Source organism: Parahaliea maris (assembly GCF_008064665.1).
Lineage (GTDB): Bacteria > Pseudomonadota > Gammaproteobacteria > Pseudomonadales > Halieaceae > Parahaliea > Parahaliea maris.
In genome coordinates this window covers 18,268-36,336 of record NZ_VRZA01000008.1, presented here as the reverse complement: position 1 = coordinate 36,336, position 18,069 = coordinate 18,268, and the positions used below count along the sequence as shown (strand labels likewise).

General features: G+C 61.8%; 15 protein-coding genes. 8 read left to right on the top strand and 7 right to left on the bottom strand.

Features of this window, described 5'->3' with window-relative positions; all coding sequences use genetic code 11:
- The first annotated feature begins 63 nt into the window (after nt 1–63).
- The 7 genes from FV139_RS18195 to FV139_RS18165 are packed head-to-tail and all read left to right on the top strand — an operon-like array spanning nt 64 to nt 8,290.
- Nucleotides 64–1,239 (top strand): acyl-CoA dehydrogenase family protein, encoded by a 1,176-nt coding sequence (locus FV139_RS18195; protein ID WP_148069913.1) that lies wholly within the window; start codon nt 64–66, stop codon nt 1,237–1,239.
- Nucleotides 1,240–1,270: 31 nt separating this feature from the next.
- Nucleotides 1,271–2,044: an SDR family NAD(P)-dependent oxidoreductase gene (locus FV139_RS18190; RefSeq protein WP_148069912.1), complete on the top strand. Its 774-nt coding sequence runs from the start codon at nt 1,271–1,273 to the stop codon at nt 2,042–2,044.
- Between the two features lie 11 nt (nt 2,045–2,055).
- Nucleotides 2,056–3,189, top strand: a complete 1,134-nt coding sequence (locus FV139_RS18185; protein WP_148069911.1) for a CaiB/BaiF CoA transferase family protein — start codon at nt 2,056–2,058, stop codon at nt 3,187–3,189.
- 31 nt (nt 3,190–3,220) lie between these two features.
- Nucleotides 3,221–4,003, top strand: a complete 783-nt coding sequence (locus FV139_RS18180; RefSeq protein WP_148069910.1) for an enoyl-CoA hydratase/isomerase family protein — start codon at nt 3,221–3,223, stop codon at nt 4,001–4,003.
- A 30-nt stretch (nt 4,004–4,033) separates the two neighbouring features.
- Nucleotides 4,034–5,563, top strand: a complete 1,530-nt coding sequence (locus FV139_RS18175) for an acyl-CoA carboxylase subunit beta (protein WP_213004164.1) — start codon at nt 4,034–4,036, stop codon at nt 5,561–5,563.
- Between the two features lie 57 nt (nt 5,564–5,620).
- Complete coding sequence (locus FV139_RS18170) at nt 5,621–7,498, top strand: DUF3604 domain-containing protein (protein ID WP_148069908.1); 1,878 nt, start codon at nt 5,621–5,623, stop codon at nt 7,496–7,498.
- Nucleotides 7,499–7,519: 21 nt separating this feature from the next.
- Nucleotides 7,520–8,290, top strand: coding sequence for an SDR family NAD(P)-dependent oxidoreductase (locus FV139_RS18165; protein WP_148069907.1), 771 nt, complete (start codon nt 7,520–7,522; stop codon nt 8,288–8,290).
- Here the strand turns inward: FV139_RS18165 and FV139_RS18160 are convergent.
- Nucleotides 8,281–9,759, bottom strand: a complete 1,479-nt coding sequence (locus tag FV139_RS18160) for a flavin-containing monooxygenase (protein ID WP_187276627.1) — start codon at nt 9,757–9,759, stop codon at nt 8,281–8,283. The genes FV139_RS18165 and FV139_RS18160 overlap by 10 nt on opposite strands.
- A gap of 258 nt (nt 9,760–10,017) precedes the next feature.
- Here FV139_RS18160 and FV139_RS18155 point away from each other — a divergent pair, with 258 nt between their 5' ends.
- Nucleotides 10,018–10,545, top strand: coding sequence for a nuclear transport factor 2 family protein (locus FV139_RS18155; RefSeq protein WP_187276626.1), 528 nt, complete (start codon nt 10,018–10,020; stop codon nt 10,543–10,545).
- 2 nt (nt 10,546–10,547) lie between these two features.
- Here the strand turns inward: FV139_RS18155 and FV139_RS18150 are convergent, their stop codons facing one another.
- The 6 genes from FV139_RS18150 to FV139_RS18125 form a co-directional block, all read right to left on the bottom strand.
- A complete protein-coding gene (locus FV139_RS18150) occupies nt 10,548–11,798 on the bottom strand; it encodes a DUF222 domain-containing protein (protein WP_148069904.1) in 1,251 nt (416 codons plus the stop codon).
- Nucleotides 11,799–11,958: 160 nt separating this feature from the next.
- Entirely contained in the window at nt 11,959–12,396 is a 438-nt protein-coding gene (locus FV139_RS18145) for a hypothetical protein (protein WP_148069903.1), read from the bottom strand.
- A 220-nt stretch (nt 12,397–12,616) separates the two neighbouring features.
- A complete protein-coding gene (locus FV139_RS18140; protein ID WP_148069902.1) occupies nt 12,617–13,027 on the bottom strand; it encodes a globin in 411 nt (136 codons plus the stop codon).
- A gap of 321 nt (nt 13,028–13,348) precedes the next feature.
- The gene (gene rapA / locus FV139_RS18135; protein ID WP_148069901.1) at nt 13,349–16,111 is read right to left on the bottom strand and encodes an RNA polymerase-associated protein RapA; all 2,763 of its coding nucleotides are present in this window, start codon (nt 16,109–16,111) and stop codon (nt 13,349–13,351) included.
- Nucleotides 16,112–16,212: 101 nt separating this feature from the next.
- A complete protein-coding gene (locus tag FV139_RS18130; protein ID WP_148069900.1) occupies nt 16,213–17,025 on the bottom strand; it encodes a TatD family hydrolase in 813 nt (270 codons plus the stop codon).
- A gap of 74 nt (nt 17,026–17,099) precedes the next feature.
- Entirely contained in the window at nt 17,100–18,050 is a 951-nt protein-coding gene (locus tag FV139_RS18125) for a LysR family transcriptional regulator (RefSeq protein ID WP_148069899.1), read from the bottom strand.
- Between the last annotated feature and the right edge of the window lie 19 nt (nt 18,051–18,069).

The following is an 18,069-nucleotide window of genomic DNA, read 5'->3' as shown; positions in this document are numbered from 1 at the left end:
TGTTGGCCAGTGGGGCGCTCACCATACTAGCCAGCCAGTATTATCACTCCCCGGAGGCCCACCGTGTTAGCTCGAGATTTCACCGAAGAACAACAGATGTTTCGGGATGCGTACCGCAAATTCCTGGCTGCAGAGATTGTGCCACATATGGAGCGCTGGCGTGAGGCAGGTATTGTTGATCGTGAGGCGTTTCTCAAAGCGGGCCAGCAGGGCTTCCTCATGGTATGGCCGGAGGAACAGTACGGCGGCATGGGCGACCCGGACTTCCGTTTCGAACAGATCATTATCGAGGAGACGGCCTACGCCCGGGCCGGCGACTGGTACAACTCCCTGCACAGCCGCCTGGTGGGTCCCTACCTGACCCGCTTCGGCAGTGAGGAGCAGTGCCGTCGGTTCCTGCCCGGCTGCGTCAGCGGCGAGACCATTCTGGCCGTGGCCATGACCGAGCCCGACGCCGGCAGCGACCTGGCCGGCATGCGCAGCACCGCGGTGGAAGCGGATGACCACTGGGTGCTGAACGGCTCCAAGACCTACATCTCCAACGGCATCAATGCCGACCTGGTCGTGGTGGCCGTCAAGACCGACCCGGAGAACAACCCCCACCACATGACCCTGTTCCTCGTCGAGCGCGGCATGGAGGGCTTCGAGCGCGGCCGCAACCTGAAAAAAATGGGCCTCAAGGCCCAGGACACGGCGGAGCTGTTCTTCAATAACGTCAAGGTACCCAAGGCCAATGTGCTGGGTGAACCGGGCAAGGGCTTTATCTACCTGATGCAGGGCCTGGCGGAAGAACGCCTGATCGGCGCCTGCGGCTACCTGGCGGCGGCGCAGCTGTCCTGGGACCTGACCGCGGAGTACGTGAAGGAGCGCAAGGCCTTCGGCAAGCCTGTGGCGGCGTTCCAGAATACACAATTCAAACTGGCCGAATTGCGCACTGAACTGGACATCGCCCAGTGCTATGTTGACCAGTGTGTGCGGGCCTTCAACAACGGCGCCCTGACCGCGGTGGATGCCGCCAAGGCGAAACTGGTGACCAGTGAACTGCAGGTCAAGGCGGCGGATGAAGGCGTGCAGATGCACGGAGGTGCGGGCTTCATGGATGAGTACCCGATCAGCCGCCAGTGCACCGACGCCAAGATTTCACCGATTTATGCCGGTACGTCCGAGGTGATGAAGATCATCATCAGTCGCGATTGCCTGGGCGAAAGCTACTCGCCGTTTAACACCCGTAATTTCTGATTCACTCAAACCGACAGACAGGAGTACACAAATGGATCTCGCAGGAAAAGTTGCCATCGTCACCGGCGGTGCCTCAGGCCTTGGTCGCGCAACCGTGGAAGCCTATGTGGCCAAGGGCGCGAAGGTCGCTATCTTCGACATGAACGAAGCCAACGCCAACGAGGTGATCGGCAATCTCGGCGCCGATAACGTCGGCTTCTGGAACGTGAATGTCGCCGACGAGTCTTCAGTCAAGGAAGCGGTGGACGGTGTGGTGGCCAAGTTTGGCGCGGTTCACATCTGTAACAACTTCGCCGGCATCGGCAGCGCCTGCAAAACCCTGAGCAAGAAGGGTGTGCACCCGATGGACGATTACATGAAGGTAATCAACGTCAACCTGGTGGGTACCTTCAACGTGTCCCGCTTTGCCGCCGAAAAGATGGCGGATAACGACCCAATCAACAGCGACGGCGGTCGCGGCGTCATCATCAACACCGCTTCCATCGCCGGTATGGAAGGGCAGGTGGGTCAGCTGGCGTATTCTGCATCCAAGGGTGGCGTAATTGGCATGACCCTGCCGATGGCTCGCGACCTGGCCAGCTACGGCGTGCGCGTCAACACCATCGTACCCGGCCTGATCCATACCCCGTTGTTTGAAACCATTCCCGAGCAGGCCTACAAGTCACTGGAGAACAGCGTGTGCTATCCCCGGCGACTGGGCCAGCCGTCCGAGATTGCCCACCTGTCGGTGTTCATTGCCGAGAACGACTACCTCAACGGTGAGTGCATCCGACTGGACGGCGCCATCCGCATGCAGCCTCGTTAAGGGAGAGCACCATGGGACCACTGAACGGTTTTACAGTTATCGAACTGGCGGGCATCGGGCCCGCGCCCATGGGGGGCATGATCCTGGCCGACATGGGTGCGGAAGTGATTCGCATTGAGCGTGCCAGTGGTCCCGATCCACTGGGCATGAAGGACGTCAGTTTCCGCGGTAAGAAGTCGGTGGTCCTCAACCTCAAGGACCCGGCAGGGGTGGAAGTACTGTTGCGCATGGTGGAGAACGCCGATGTGCTGATCGACCCCTACCGTCCCGGCGTCTGCGAGAAACTGGGCATCGGCCCGGAGCAATGCCACGCGCGTAATCCGCGGCTGGTGTTTGCCCGCATGACCGGCTGGGGCCAGGACGGCCCGTTGGCCAAGGCGGCCGGACACGACATCAATTACATTTCCCTGACCGGTGCCCTGTACGCCACGGGGCGCGCCGGGGAAAAGCCGGTACCACCCCTGAACGTGGTGGGTGATATGGGTGGAGGCGGCATGCTGTTGGTGAATGGCGTGCTGGCAGCACTGCTGGAAACCGGTAACTCCGGCAAGGGCCAGGTCATCGATGTGGCCATGGTCGATGGTGCGGCCCAGTTGATGTGGATGTTCCACGGCTTCGAGGCCCTGGGCATGTGGGATGGGCAGCGTCGCGGTGTGAATATGCTCGACGGCGGTGCGCCTTATTACGACAGCTACGAATGCGCGGACGGGCAGTACATATCCATCGGTTCCATCGAACCGCAGTTCTATGCCTTGTTGATGCAACTCGCAGAACTGCCCGAGGATACGTTCGCGGCACAAAACGATCAGTCGCGCTGGCCGGAGCAGAAACAACGGCTGACTGAGATCTTCAAGCAGAAGACCCAGGCCGAATGGTGTGAGATCATGGAGGGCACCGATGTCTGTTTCGCGCCGGTATTGTCGTTCCTCGATGCACCCAGTCATCCGGCTAACGTGGAGCGCCAGACCTACATAGAGGTCGACGGTATTACCCAACCGGCTCCCGCACCGCGCTTCAGCCGCACTCCTTCCGAAGTCCGCCACGGGGCGCATGACCTGGGCCAGGATACGGAATCCGTGCTGAGCGAGATGGGCTTCGGCGAACAGGAAATTGCACAACTGCGCGAATCCGGGGCGACTGCCTGAGATTCGCGCTACAGACTATAAGGAAATCACTATGCCCGCCTATGAAACAGTGACGGTAGAGCGTCATGGCCAGGTAGCCCTGGTATCGTTCAATCGTCCCGACAGCCTGAACGCGTTCAGTGCCGAGTTGCGCCGCGACGTTGGCCTGGCAGTTGCTGAAGTCAATGCCGACGACAGCATCCGCGTTGCCGTGCTGACCGGTAACGGTCGCGCATTTTGTGCCGGCGCGGACCTGATGGAAGCCCAGGGCGACAACTTTGATGTCCGCACCCAGCTCAATGCAGAGTACAAGCCTACCCTGATGGGCATTGCCGAGGCGCCCAAGCCCTGGATCAGCGCGGTGAACGGTGCGGCCGCCGGTATCGGCAGCGCTTTTGCCATGGTGTGCGATCTCACTGTGATGGCCGAAGACGCCTTCCTGTACCAGGCATTTGCCGCCATCGGGCTGGTGCCGGACGGTGGTGCCACCTGGCACCTGGCCCGTGGTATCGGCAAGAAGCGCGCGTATGAGCTGATTGTCACTGGCGAGAAGCTGCGTGCGGCCCGGTGCCTCGAACTGGGGTTGTGTAACCGCGTGGTGGCGGCCGAAGAACTCGTTCCCGCGGCATTGGCCTGGGCGGAAGAGCTTGCCGCCAAGGCGCCGCTTGCCCTGCGCTATGCCAAGCAGGCCCTGAACCAGGCAATGGAAGACGATGTGGCCAGCATTATCTCTGCCGAAGCCGACCTGCAGCATCTCTGTATCAACAGTGAGGACTCCAAGGAAGGGGTGACTGCGTTCATCGAGAAGCGCGCCCCGGTCTGGCAGGGCAAGTAAACTGCGGAACTGCTGCGGAAAACCTGTTACGTGACGGACCAGCCCATTCGACCGGAACTCGTGGCGCTGCAGGAACGCATCGCCAGAACCCTCGACGACGAGCGGGCCGAGGCCCGCGAGCGGCGCCACCAGCGTGGCAACCGCACGGCCCGGGAAAATCTCGCCGACCTGGTGGATGAGGGGAGCTTCCTGGAATACGGGCAACTCGCCGTGGCTGCCCAGCGCAGCCGCCGCGACTACCTCGAGCTGCAAAGCGCCACCGCAGGTGACGGTATCATCACCGGCACCGCCACTATCAACGCGCAATTCACTGAGCCCGCTCGCTCCCGGGCGGCGGTGATCGTGAACGATTACGCGGTACTTGCCGGCACCCAGGGATTCTTTCATCACCAGAAACTCGACCGTATCTGCGAAGTCGCCGAGGCCCAGAACCTTCCGGTCGTAATGTATACGGAGGGCGGTGGCGGACGCCCGGGTGATACCGATGTCACCATCCAGATTGCCGGCCTCAACCTCAAGTCCTTCCGCGCCTGGGCGCACCTTTCAGGCAAGGTGCCGCGTATCGCGGTCAACAACGGCTATTGCTTTGCCGGCAATGCAGCCCTGTTCGGCTGCGCCGATTTCACCATTGCTACGCGCCAGTCGTGGATTGGCATGGCCGGACCAGCCATGATCGAGGGCGGGGGCATGGGCGTTTTCGACCCCCGGGAAATCGGCCCCGCCGAGGAGCAGCATCGCAACGGCGTGATCGACATTCTGGCGGAGGATGAAGCCGACGCTACCCGGTTGGCCCGGCAACTGCTTTCCTACTTCCAGGGGCCAGTGGCCGAGTGGGAGTGCGCCGACCAGGCCGTGTTGCGCGACATCATTCCCGAGGATCGCCGCTGGGCCTACCCGGTGCGGCGGGTGATCGAGACCCTGGCAGACACCGGTAGTTTCCTGGAACTGCGGCGGGTCTACGGTCGCAGCATCATTACCGGCTTTATCCGCCTGGCCGGCAAGCCCGTGGCCCTGATTGCCAACGACTGCCAACAGTTGGGTGGTGCCGTAGATGCCGAGGCATCGGACAAGGCAGCCCGTTTCCTGCAGATCTGTAATGCGTTCAAGCTGCCGGTGTTGTCGCTCACCGATACCCCCGGCTTCATGGTGGGGCCCGCCAGCGAGAAGGCCGCCGCGGTGCGGCGCATGTCATCCCTGTTCGTCACTGGTGCCGCGCTCACCGTGCCGCTGGTGGCCATTTTCCTGCGCAAGGGTTACGGCCTGGGCGCCATGGCCATGACCGCAGGCAGTTTTGCCGCGCCGGTGTACGCAGCTTCCTGGCCGACGGGGGAATTCGGCGGGATGGGCCTGGAGGGTGCCGTGCGCCTCGGTTATCGCAAGGAACTTGAGGCGGTGGAGGACCCGGCAGAGCGGGATACCCTGTTTAACCGCCTGGTAACGGAATTGTACGAACTGGGCAAGGCGACAGAAGCGGCCTCCTACCTGGAGATCGATGCCGTGATCGATCCTGCGGATACCCGGGAGGTGGTGTTGGCCGCCCTGCGCAGCGCCGGGCACTGATCCCCAACCGCGCCAGCGGTATACTGGCGACACAACAATAAGAGATAGGAGTCAAACATGACCCGAACCCTTCCCGCGCTGGTCGCTGTAGCGAGCCTGTCATTGCCCGTGGCGGCGCAATCCGAACCCCGCTTGCTCTGGGGCGATACACACCTGCACACCACCTATTCATCCGACGCGTTTTCCAATAACAACCTGGTGGCCGACCCGGATATCGCCTACCGCTACGCTCGCGGTGAACCGGTCACGCACCCCTATCACAAAGCCCGGGTGCAGATGGCAACGCCGCTCGACTTTCTCGTGGTTTCCGACCACGCCGAATTCCTGGGTGTGACACGTCACATTTACTACGACGGGATTGATACCAGCGAGCTCGGATGGATGGATGCCGCCAAGGCCCGGTTTGCCGCCTGGGTCCTGCAGCGCTATATCGGCCGCGGGGAGGGGCGCCAACTGTTTGTGGATGTGCTGCCGGAACCTGGTGATGCCCAGGACGCGGCCAGGGCAGGGCAACTGGGCGACAATGTGAGTACCCTGCCGCCCATGCCCGAAGTGGAAGCGGGCGCCTGGCGGGTCATCACGGAAACGGCCGATCGCTACAACGAACCGGGCACGTTTACCGCACTGATCGGCTGGGAGTGGAGTTCCATTCCCGGTGGCTCCAATCTGCACCGGGTGGTGGTATCCGATGCCAATGCCGAACAGGCCGCTACCTTTCAGCCCATTGGCCTGGATGACAGCCCCTACCCGGAAGACCTCTGGGCCTGGCTGGAAGAAACCGCTAACGCCAGTGGGGTGGACTTCCTGGCAATCCCCCACAACTCCAATATCTCCAAGGGCTTCATGTTCGACACCCGCACCCTGCGCGGCGAACCCTTTAGCGAGGAATACGTGGCTACCCGCCGCCGCTGGGAGCCCATTGCCGAGATTACCCAGATCAAGGGCGACTCGGAGACCCATCCCGACCTGTCGCCGGAAGATCCCTTCGCCGACTTCGAGCCGTATCCCCACTATATCCAGCGCTGGCATACGCCCTACAAGGCCGCGGTGGGCGACTACCTGCGCCCCGCGCTGCTGCGGGGGATGCAGATGGAAGCCGAACTGGGTGCCAACCCATACCAGTTGGGTTTTATAGGGTCCACCGATGCCCATACCGCGCTGTCTTCGGCAGAAGAGGACAACTTCCACGGCAAGATGGCCACCGACTCCATTCCCGTCAACAAGCAGCTCGGCTGGAGTGACGAGGAAGAGGGCACCAATGGCTGGGCCATGTCGGCTTCGGGGCGGGCGGCGATCTGGGCGGAAGACAACACACGCGGGGCGATTCTGACGGCCATGAAGCGCCGCGAAGTGTACGCCACCAGTGGCCCGCGCATTGGCCTGCGGTTTTTTGCCGGCTGGACCCTGACGCCGGAACTGCTGGCTGCCCCGGACATCTACCAGCAGGCCACCCGGGCCGGTGTGCCGATGGGCGGTGAGCTGCCGGCAGTCGTCGCAGATAACGCTGTTCCGCAGTTCCTGGTGCAGGCCCTGCAGGATCCCGACGGCGCCCCTCTGGACCGAATCCAGATTATCAAGGGTTGGATAGATGGCGCCGGCGAATCCCGGGAGCGGATCTACGATGTGGCCTGGTCGACAGAGCGAGAGCCCGGCGCCGATGGCAGCCTGCCGCCGGTTGCTGACAGGGTGAACCGGCGCACCGGCAAACTACCGCCGGATGCCCCCGGGGCACCGCAATTACTGGCGCACTGGGAGGACCCCGATTTCGATCCCGGCCAGTCGGCCTTTTACTACGTGCGGGTACTGCAGGTACCCACTGCCAGGCATTCCTACCTGGATGCCTTGGCGATGGGTATGGACAGTGCCGCTGACTACCCGGATACCATCCAGGAGCGCGCTTACAGTTCTCCCATCTGGTACCGGCCGGCGTACTGAATTCAATGAACAGGGGGTAGTATGCAAGAGCTTTTCGATGTCCAGGGCCGTGTCGTCGTTGTCACGGGCGGATCCCGCGGTATTGGCGCAATGATTGCCCAGGGCTTTCTCGAAAGCGGTGCCAGGGTCTATATCACCGCCCGCAAGGCGGAAGAGTTGCAAGAGACCCGTGAGCGTCTCAGCGCATTCGGCGAGTGTGTGGCGATCGTCTCTGATCTGTCGACGCTGGCGGGGGTGGAGGCCTTCGCCGCAGACCTGGCCGAACGTGAGAGTGGTCTCGATATTCTGGTAAACAATGCCGGCGCCACCTGGGGCGCCCCGGTAGAGAGCTTCCCCGAGGCCGGTTGGGACAAAACCATGAACCTCAACGTCAAGGCGCCGTTCTTCCTCACCCAGCGCCTGTTGCCGCTGCTACGGGCCGCCGCGGGCACTGGCCGCCGCTCCCGGGTGATCAACATCGGCTCGGTCAATGGTCTGGCGATTGACCGGGAAATGCAGAACTTTGCCTACAGCGCCAGCAAGGCCGCGATTCACCACCTCACCCGACACCTCGCCCTGGAGCTGGCGGAATCCGGTATCAACGTCAACGCCATTGCCCCCGGCCTGTTTCCCAGCCAGATGACCGCCTACATGCTGGAGAGTGGGGAGGACCTGGGCGCCCATTTCCCGATCCACCGGGTCGGCAATATGGAAGATGCCGCAGGCACGGCGATCTTCCTGTCTTCCCGTGCTTCCGAGTGGATGACGGGCCAGGTACTGGCCCTGGACGGTGGCGCATTGCTTCAGGCCTGAGTCGAAGCAGCCCCCGCGGCGTCGGGCCGATCGAACCAGTGGAAGTGCTCGCGTTCCAGATAGCGGTGCTCGCGGCGATAGCGGCGCGCATTGAAGGGATACAGGGAGGAAATCTCGCCGTCCGGCCGCTTGTACCAGGACTGGCAATCCCCCGCCCACACGGTCTCCTGCAGCGCGCTGCGTAACATCCGGTTGTATTCCTCCCAGGCCGCTTCGGTGACTTCGATGGCCCGGTTTTCCCCGGCACTGGCAATGGCCTGGAGAATCAGCTCCAACTGGGCTTCGATCATATACACCACCGAAGTGGTGCCGACGCCGGTGTTGGGGCCGGTCGTGAAGTAGAAGTTGGGGAAGCCCGGCACAAAGCCGCCCTGGTATGCCCGGGGTATCTCTGCCCACAGGGACTGCAGGCTTACGCCGTTGCGGCCGGTGACCGGTGTCGCCCGCATATAGCCCTCGAGGTCGAACCCTGTCGCGTAGACCAGAATATCTGCAGGGTGCTCGGCGCCGTCCGCCGTGACCACGCCCTGCCTGGTGATACGCTGGATGGCGTCGGTGATCACGTGGACGTCGGGGCGATTGAGAGCCTCGTAGTAGTTGTCGGCGATCAGGATGCGTTTACAGCCCAGGCTGTAATCCGGGGTGAGTTTTTCGACCAGTGCCGGATCGACCACGCTTGCCTGGATGTGGCCTTTGATCATGGCCTGCAAGCGGTCCCGCCAGCGGGAGCGATGGCGGGTTTTTACTACCGGGAACAGCAGATATTCCCCGCGCAGGAACAGGTACTGGCGGTACAGGCGGCCGAGCCAGGGCCAGCGGGCAAAGCGCCGTTTCTCGGTTTCGGTGAAGGCGCGGTCCTGTCGCGGTGCGACATAGTTGGGTGTGCGCTGGTAGATGTCCAGGCTCGCGGCCACCTCGGCCAACTCGGGGACCAACTGGATGGCGCTGGCGGCACTGCCGATCACCGCCACCCGTTTATCGCGAAAATCGACCCCCTCGTCCCACTCGGCGGAATGCATGGCGGGGCCGGCGAAATCATCGAGACCGGGTATATCCGGAAACACCGGTTGGTGGAGGCCGCCGCTGGCGAAGATCACGTGGCGCGCGTAAATCGATCTGTTGTCACCGAGCTGTGCCTGCCACAGTCCCGTGTCCTCCCTCCAGGCGAGTGACCGAACCGGGGTGTTCAGACGGATGCGATCGCGCAATCCGTATTTGTTGGCGCAGTGCTCGATATAGGCCTGTATCTCCGGCTGTGGAGAGAACTTGCGTGACCAGTTCGGGTTGGGCTCGAAGGAATAGCAGTACAGGTGGGAAGCAATATCGCAGGCCGCGCCCGGGTAACGGTTGTGCCACCAGGTGCCCCCAATGCCGGCTGCCTTGTCGCAGATCAGGAAATTCTCTTCACCGCTCTGGCGCAGTCGTATGCCGGCGCCGATACCGGCGAAGCCGGCCCCTACAATCAACACTGCCAGGGGCCGCTCCGCGCTTGCGCCTGCCTGTGCTAATGGCCCCTGGTCCTGCTCTACCTGCAAATGCCGTGCTCCCGATGCCTGCCGCTACTCGTGCTATTCGCAGCTTAACAGAGACCTCAGTCTTGCACTGCCTTTTGCCAAGGGGCTACCCTGTGCGCTTTCGTTCCCGAGGACATGATTGTGCAGAAATGGCTCGCTCTTGTAACGCTGGTGACTTTGAGTGGATTTGTTGGCGCCACGCCGCAGGATGAAGTGGATGCAGTCTTGGACCGCTTTCACAACGCCGCAGCAGAGTCAGATTTTGTCAGCTATCGCGAGCAGATGACCGACGACATTGTGTTCCTCGGTACCGATGCCACCGAGCGCTGGCAGGGGGACACCTTTTTCGACTTTGCCCGCCCGTATTTCGAGCAGGGCCGTGGCTGGACCTACATTCCCCGGGAGCGCCGCATCGATATCGCCCCCTCGGGCGACGTAGCCTGGTTCGACGAATTGCTCGATAACCAGAAGCTCGGGCTGTGCCGCAGTTCCGGACTGCTGCTGCGCACCACGGACGGCTGGAAAATTGCCCAGTACAACCTGAGTATGCCGGTCCCCAACGCCATGGCGGAACGGGTGGCGCGGGAAATCCAGGGCGAGCCGCCAGCAGCTGCCCCCGTCACGCCGGCACCTGTCGAAGCGGCGACTGCGGACGAAGAGATGGAGCCGGAGCCGGTAGAGGATGAGCCGCAGAAACGTTGCCGCAAGCGGCACAAGACGAATACCCGGGCGGATTGTTAACTTTACTGCGTGCGCCTTAGCAATCCGTCGACCGCCATGCCGTAGTCCATGTGCTCTCCAGTCCAATAGGGACAACTCGTGGTCGCGTCGACATCGGGAGCCAGCCGTTGCAGCGCCAGCGGTGACGTCTCCGCGGAGACGCCCGGAAACTGTGGGAAGAAGCTGGTTTCGATGGTGGCGCCTGCTGCCGAGATGAAGCGCAGGGCGGGTGAGTCGTGTCCTTCATCCCTCACCGCCTCAATGCTGAAGCTGCCCTGGTGCAGCAGGCGGTGGTGGTAGCGACACAGGGTCACCAGGCTGGCGTCACAGGATAGGCGGCGGGCGGTGTCCGGGCTGAGCCACTGTTGATGCTCGAATTCACGGCAGTGGGGGTTAGGTGCATGCGTCGAGCCGTTCCTTTGCAGAGTATCGATATCCACGTGCAGCATGATTTGGCAGCGTTCGGCGCCTTTCAGGGCCTGAAGGGAAGTGCCTCCTGCGCTGGTGGCGAGAAAGTGCTCGGTAATCTTCACCAACGCATCAGCGCGGGTGTGTTCCAGTAACTCCTGAAAGTGGTTGCCTGATTCCCGTTTCTCATGCTCGACGGTTGCGGAAAAAGTCTCCGCGGAGACGTCTCCATGTGCGTCGGTGCTGCAGCTTTCCTGCAGTTCCCTTTGACGTTCCTCCTGAATGGGCGCGACCACTGCCTCAAGAGCCTTGATAACCTGCTCGCCGGCTTCCGGTGGGAGTTTCGCGTGAATGACCCACATGCCATCATCGTTCTGGTAGTACACCAGCTTGCGGGCGTTTTCCTGTTCCTTGTCATGTTGCCGGTCAGTACGTTGTCGCTGTACACGATCGAACTTGCCCACCAGCTTTTCCATATGGCTGGCGGTGCCATGGCGGGCGATCATCAGAAGGTAGTCCTCATTCTCCGCCGTTGCGACGCGGGTCATGGCTCGAACCTTGGAGTAACTGATTTCGCCTTTTTCAAAGGCGGCATCGATCAACGGCAGTTCCTCCAGTCGGTGTGCCACACGCACCTTTTCCCTGGCGGCCCCCAGTGCTATCCCACACTGCCAGTTGAGCCAGTGAGCGCAGGTTCGCACCGTGCCGCCGCCGCTCCAGCCCTTGCAAGTATCGAACTCGGCGATGAGCTTCAGAAGTCGGTGGGTAGCAGCGTTGATCTGGCCGGCGAGGAGGGTGATCTGTTGGGCCAGATCGTCTGCATTGCTATTGATGACAAAATCTGCAATCCGGGCGGGCGCGTTCATGGTTACGTCTTACCAATACTGTATGAATATACAGTATTTATTGTGGTTCATGGTGCGGAGTGTTTCAAATTGTTACGGGTGGATTCTTATATCGATTGCGCATATTGCTGGGCGTTATCGAACTTTTCGGAATAGTTTGGTGTGTACGGTCGCTATCACCTCACAGACGTCTCAACCTGGAATCTATGTAATTCTGAAACTCCTGATTGTAGGTGTTTCGATATTGACGCCACCATTGCTTGAAACCCAGAAATTGAAGTATCCAGTCCGCACGCATGAGAGCATCGTTATCATTTTGTCTATGCGCTTGATAGGCGCTCATCGTGAAGAGCATGATCATGGGGTCAAAGCGTCTGAGATCTTCTATCGCGATATTTTCACGATCAGTTTCAAGGCCTTCCCAGAATATTGTCGCCGCAGTTGAGTCAGATGCGAGAAGTCGAGCAATTTCGTTAGCCGCATTCGCATGCGATTCAGCCAGGCTTGAATCGATCAGCCTATTGGACTGACGTACTTGGACGCCAAGGTATGCCAACGTTGCGATCACGGCCACTGCACCAAAGACCTCTGCTATAGCCCCAATGGCTTCCCAGTCCATCTTCTCCCCCCCCAGATTGCCACATCTATGGAAAGGATAGACGCTATTGCGCATGAGGTGATGGCTTTGATTGAAGCAAGGACAGCCCGAAAATCGCTCCTAAGCGAAGGCGGCCGCTTCAGTTACTAGTTGTACCCCAGCGCCAACAGGGGCCGCTTCGAGGTGATAGCGGAAGTCACGTGAGGAAAAGGGCTGACCCCTTAATCCCTTTTACGCAGTCTCAATAAGCGAATCGCATAAAGCAGATACCCGGAGCAAGTGCGATGCGCCAGGCCAGGTCCACTTCACTATTGAAGCCAGGGTCATGGCGGCTCAAAGCGGTAACCAGGCTGTCCAACCACAGGTCGTAAAATTCCAGCGACACGTCGTGGCCACGACGACTGTGAATTTCCGCCAGGCGCACCAGGGGTGGGGTCGGTGCTCTGGTTTTGTTGAAATCTATCATCAGCAGCAACGAGTCATGCAGCATGGTTCGCTGGGCACTCATGTCGGTTTGCTCGAATTTCTGTGCCACAGCGGGAGACGCCTGGAGAAAGATGTCGTAAAAAGTACGGATGAATTCCGGGTTGTAGGCACCATCGCCGAGGATGCGCGCAAAGCTTTCGGCGAAGACTTCATCGTAGTTGGGCATATCGGGGCACCATGGCAGAGGTTTTTCAAATAAAGTGAACAAGCAAGTGCTATGCCAAGGTGGCCACACAAAGTCTGTTCAGGGGATGTGTACTGAAAGCAGTTGCCTGGCTGAGCCGGCTGCCGAATTTGCTGGTGGTGGAGCTGCTGTTAGCCGGGGAGCGGAACGGTAATCTGGCGCGGAGTTCGGCACACTGAACTTGTAGCGAGCGTCCCGGTCTTAATACAGGAGACTCTGCCGGACCACGGTCCAGGCCGACAACAAGTGGGGGCGGCTAGGGCGGGTGACATGACCACCCGCGCCCCCTAAACCCTTTCTCCGTCAGGTCGTCAGGATCAACCGCAGCGCCTGCAATTGCAGGCTGGCGTGGCGGATGTGAATGGCGCACTCCTCAATGCGGTAGTCCAGGTGGTCCAGTTCTTCCTGGCGTATCGAGGGGTTCACTTTCTGCAGCGCCGCCAGGCGCTCGCGCTCGGCGCCCAGTTGCGCCCGCATCTCGGCCTCGGCTTCGCTGAGCAGGTCGGACAGACGCGTTTCCGCCTGGCGGGTTGCCAGCAACATCTTGGCGTCCACTTCCTTCTGCACCTGTTTGATGATGGCCAATGCGACGGGCTTCTTCACCCGTTCCACCAGTTCATTGAGGCGGGTATGGGGCACCAGGTGGGCCAGGTCCTTGCCGCGGGCGTCCACCAGCAGGCGGGTGGGGGAGAGCGGCAGGAAACGCTCCACCTGCAGCTCTTTCGGGGCCACGCAATTCACCGTGAACAGGCACTCCAGCATCATGGTGCCGGGGGCGATGCCTTTCAGCTTGATGGTGCCGATGGCGGCGTTGCCGAGTTCGGTGGAGTGCACCATGTCCATGGCTTCCACCAGCATGGGATGCTCCCAGGTGAGGAAGGCCAGGTCTTCCCGGGCCAGGCCCTTGTCGCGGTCGAAGGTCACGGTGGTGCCCTCGTCACGCAGGTAGGGGAAGTGGCCGGTGAGCATATGCTCGGACGGGCGCAGGATCAGGGTGTGTTCCGAGTGGAATTCGGTGTCGACACCGAAGGCCTCGCACAGCGCTTCCAGGTATTCCTGCAGTTCATCGGAATTTTCACGCTCGCTGATTGCGTCGATCAGCGCGTTGGCAGCGTCCGGCTTGCAGGAGTTGCGCTCGAGGAGGCGATCCTGCCCCTCGCGCAGCTCCAGGCGGGTCTGGACGGTAAACTCTGCCGTCTCGCTGAGCAGTGCCTCAAAGCCCTCGCCGCGCTGTTCCAGGTGTCCCAGCAGGGCCTCCCTGAAGCGCTGGAAGATCATGTAGCCGGCAGAGCAGCTCTCGCTGAAGGCATCCAGCCCGCGCTCATACCAGTCCAGCAGGGTCTCCTGGGCGGTGCCCTCGAGGTACGGCACGTGGATTTCCACGTCGTGTTGCTGGCCGATGCGGTCCAGGCGGCCGATGCGCTGCTCCAGCAGGTCCGGGTTCAGGGGCAGGTCGAACAGAATCAGGTGGTGGGCAAACTGGAAATTGCGACCCTCGCTGCCAATTTCCGAACACACCAGGGTCTGGGCGCCATTGACCTCGTCGGCGAAGTAGGCTGCAGCCCGGTCGCGCTCGATAATCGACAGCCCTTCGTAGAAGGCCGCAGAACGAATCCCGGCGCGCAGGTGCAGGTGATGCTCCAGCGCCACGGCGGTATCGGCATTGGCGCAGATCACCAGTGCCTTGGCAGGGCGCAACTGCTTGAGAGTTTGCTCCAGCCAGTTGACCCGGGGGTCAAAGGCCAGCCAGCTGTCATCGTGATAGGGCAGTTCGGGATGAAGGCCACTGTCGACATCCACGGAGGAAAAGCGGTACTCCTCCGGGCAGGGCAGCGGGTGTCGGTGTAGCAGGCGCTGGGGGAAACCGCTCACCGCCGCGCGGGTGTTGCGGAACAGCACGCGGCCGGTGCCGTGGCGATCCAGGATCTGCTCGATCAGTTGCGCCGGTTCGGCGTTGCGGTCGAGGCCTTCCGGCAGGTCGCCGGGGATCTCTCCCGCCTCGATCTGCTGGGCCATGTCGCTCCAGCGGTGATACTGGCTCTCCTCGGCGGCAAACTGCTCCAGGTCGTGGAACCGGGACGGGTCCAGCAGGCGCAGACGGGCGAAATGGCTGGCCTGGCCCACCTGTTCCGGCGTGGCCGTCAACAGCAGCAGGCCGGCGCTGTTACCCGCCAGGGACTCGACCAGCTGGTATTCCTCGCTGGGAGCCTCTGCAGACCATTCCAGGTGATGGGCCTCGTCGACCACCACCAGGTCCCAGGGCGCGGCGAGCACCTGCTCGCGGCGTTCCGGCTGCCCGGCGAACAGACTGGTGCTGCACAGCAACAGTTGCTCGGCCTCGAAGGGGTTGCCGGCGTCGATTTCCGCCAGCCGTTCATCGTCGAACAGGGCAAAATGCAGGTTGAACCGCCGCAGCATTTCCACCAGCCACTGGTGCAGCAGGGTTTCCGGTACCAGCACCAGTACCCGTGAGGCGCGCCCACTGAGCAGTTGCTGGTGCATGATCATGCCCGCTTCGATGGTCTTGCCCAGGCCCACCTCGTCGGCCAGCAGTACCCGCGGCGCAAAGCGCTGGCCCACCTCGTTGGCGATATAGACCTGGTGGGGCAGCAGGCTAGTGCGCGACCCCATGAGGCCTCGCACCGGGGAGCGCTGCTGGCGGTCCAGGTAGTCGAAGGTCGCCACCCGCAGGGCAAAATCGCTGTTCTTGTCGAAATGACCGTTGAGCAGGCGCTGCTGGGGGGTGGTGAGCTGGACGTAGGCGTCCAGTTCCAGCTCCGACACAGTCAGTTCGGCATCGTGGTGGTCGGTGCCGGTGTAGAGCAGCAAGCCCTGGTGTTCATCGACCCGGGTCACCACCAGCTCCACGCCGGAAACCGTGGCGATATGATCGCCCTCCTGGAACCTCAGGCGGGTGAGGGGGGCGCCATCGATGGCGTAGGTGCGCTCCTCGCCCACGGCGGGAAAATTGACGGTGACGCGGCGCTGCTCGATCTCGACGATCACACCCAGACCCAGTTGGGCATCGGCGTGACTGACCCAGCGCTGTCCGATTATGTACTCCATAGACTGCCTGTGTTGCGCGGCCCACAGCCGGGGCCGGGAAGAAAAGGCGCGTAGTTTAGCACCGAATGGCGTGCGGTGTTGTGACCAGTTGCCCGGTCGGCCTACTCACCGCCAAAGAATAGCTGCAGGCTGTTGTTGCGGGCCTGCAGCAGCAGGTGTTCGACCTCGACGCCCTTCACCTCGGCGACTTTCTCCGCCACGAAGGGCAGGTAATAGGGGGCGTTGGGCTTGCCCCGGTAGGGCACCGGGGTGAGGTAGGGTGCGTCGGTCTCCAGCAACAATTGCTCCAGCGGGGTGACCGCCACCACCTCGCGCACGTTGTCGGCCCGGTTGAACGTGGTAATGCCATTGAAACCGAGCATATAGCCGTCCGCCAGGCAGAACTCCGCCAGCGGCAGGCCCGAGGTAAAGCTGTGGATGACACCGCGCCTGGCCAGGCTGGAGCTGAAATTCTCGAGGATGGCCCGGGTGTCCTCGTCCGCCTCGCGGGTATGGATGACCACTGGCAGGTCCAGTTCCACTGCCAGCTGTAGCTGGGCCTCGAACACCTGGCACTGCACGCTGCGGTCGGCGTGGTCGTAAAAATAGTCCAGGCCTATTTCCCCTACCGCCAGGATGCGCGGGTCGGCCGCGCGCTCGCGGATGACCTCGGCCACCGCGTTGTCGTAGCTCTCCGCCTCGTGGGGGTGGATGCCCTGGGTACCCCAGACATTGGGCGCACTGTGGGCGAGCTGGAACACCCGGTCGAGGTTACAGGGGGATACGGCAATGGTGATGATGCGCTCGACGCCGACCTCCTCCGCCCGCTCCAGGGTATGCTCGAGCTGCTCCTGGTCCAGGTAGTCCAGGTGGCAGTGGGTCTCGATAAGGGGGGTCTTGAAGTGGGGAATGTCGCGGCGCTTGCTCTTGCTCATAATTCCTGTCGCAGGGTAAGTGGGCCGTGGCTGGCCGCTAAGGATAGGACACGCAGCGCCCGGGTGGAAGGGGGTTAACTGTGTTCCCGACTGGCCTCCGCTTCCAGCGCTTTCAGCGTTTCCAGGATCTGGTGCCACATCCACTGGTGCAGCGGTGAGTTGGTGCCGCGTTCATGCATGGCCAGGACGTAGTCGATGCTGTGGTCGTCACTTTCCGGGGGCTGCAGGCCGACGATTCCCCGCGCACTGGCGGGGTTTTGCAGTATATAGGCCGGGCCCGGCAGGAAGTAATCGGTGTTGCGCAGTACTTCCAGCGCGGTCATCAGGTGCGAGGTTTCCAGTGAACCCTGTTGGGGGTGGCGCATGCGGTTGAAAGTTTCCGAACTGCGCACGAGTTCGGACTGACCCTGGTCGGAAATGTACAGGCGGATCAGGGGATAGCTGCCCAGCCGCTCCCAGGTGATTTCACCGTGGGTCAGTGGATGGCCCTCCCGCACCAGGATCGCCGAGGGCGAGCTGCCCACCTGGTGGGTGCGGAACTCGGGCGGGTAGTGGGAATGGGCGATATGAATGGCGAAATCCAGGTTGCCGTTGGCGAGCTGTTCCAGTTGGTTCTCGACCCGGGTAATGGTGCGGATCGACAGGCGCGGGGCCTGCTCATGCAGACGCTGGATCAGCGGTGGCAGTAGCGCCACGCCAACATACTCCGACAGTGCCAGCACCACCTCTTCGGTGCAGGCCCAGGGATCGAATTCCCGACCGGTAACCAGGCGGGAGATATCCGTCAGCAGGAGCGGTAACTCCTGTTCCAGTTCGAGGGCCCGGGGGGTGGGTTGGATACCGCGATTGCCGCGGGTAAACAGGGCGTCCCCGAAGACCGTGCGCAGTCGGGACAGGGTCTTGCTCATGGCGGGCTGGGTTATATGCAGGCGAGCCGCTGCCCGCGATACCGAACGCTCCTCCAGCAGGGCCTGCAAGGCGACGAGCAGGTTGAGGTCAATCTTCTGGAGGGAGCGGGTATCCATTTCTTAATATGAATATGAT

Bases quoted from the DNA above. Each gene is read 5' to 3' on its own strand.
- FV139_RS18190 (WP_148069912.1), top strand. From the start codon at position 1,271: ATGGATCTCGCAGGAAAAGTTGCCATCGTCACCGGCGGTGCCTCAGGC.
- FV139_RS18185 (WP_148069911.1), top strand. From the start codon at position 2,056: ATGGGACCACTGAACGGTTTTACAGTTATCGAACTGGCGGGCATCGGG.
- FV139_RS18180 (WP_148069910.1), top strand. From the start codon at position 3,221: ATGCCCGCCTATGAAACAGTGACGGTAGAGCGTCATGGCCAGGTAGCC.
- FV139_RS18170 (WP_148069908.1), top strand. From the start codon at position 5,621: ATGACCCGAACCCTTCCCGCGCTGGTCGCTGTAGCGAGCCTGTCATTG.
- FV139_RS18165 (WP_148069907.1), top strand. From the start codon at position 7,520: ATGCAAGAGCTTTTCGATGTCCAGGGCCGTGTCGTCGTTGTCACGGGC.
- FV139_RS18150 (WP_148069904.1), bottom strand. From the start codon at position 11,798: ATGAACGCGCCCGCCCGGATTGCAGATTTTGTCATCAATAGCAATGCA.
- FV139_RS18145 (WP_148069903.1), bottom strand. From the start codon at position 12,396: ATGGACTGGGAAGCCATTGGGGCTATAGCAGAGGTCTTTGGTGCAGTG.
- FV139_RS18140 (WP_148069902.1), bottom strand. From the start codon at position 13,027: ATGCCCAACTACGATGAAGTCTTCGCCGAAAGCTTTGCGCGCATCCTC.
- rapA (WP_148069901.1), bottom strand. From the start codon at position 16,111: ATGGAGTACATAATCGGACAGCGCTGGGTCAGTCACGCCGATGCCCAA.
- FV139_RS18130 (WP_148069900.1), bottom strand. From the start codon at position 17,025: ATGAGCAAGAGCAAGCGCCGCGACATTCCCCACTTCAAGACCCCCCTT.
- FV139_RS18125 (WP_148069899.1), bottom strand. From the start codon at position 18,050: ATGGATACCCGCTCCCTCCAGAAGATTGACCTCAACCTGCTCGTCGCC.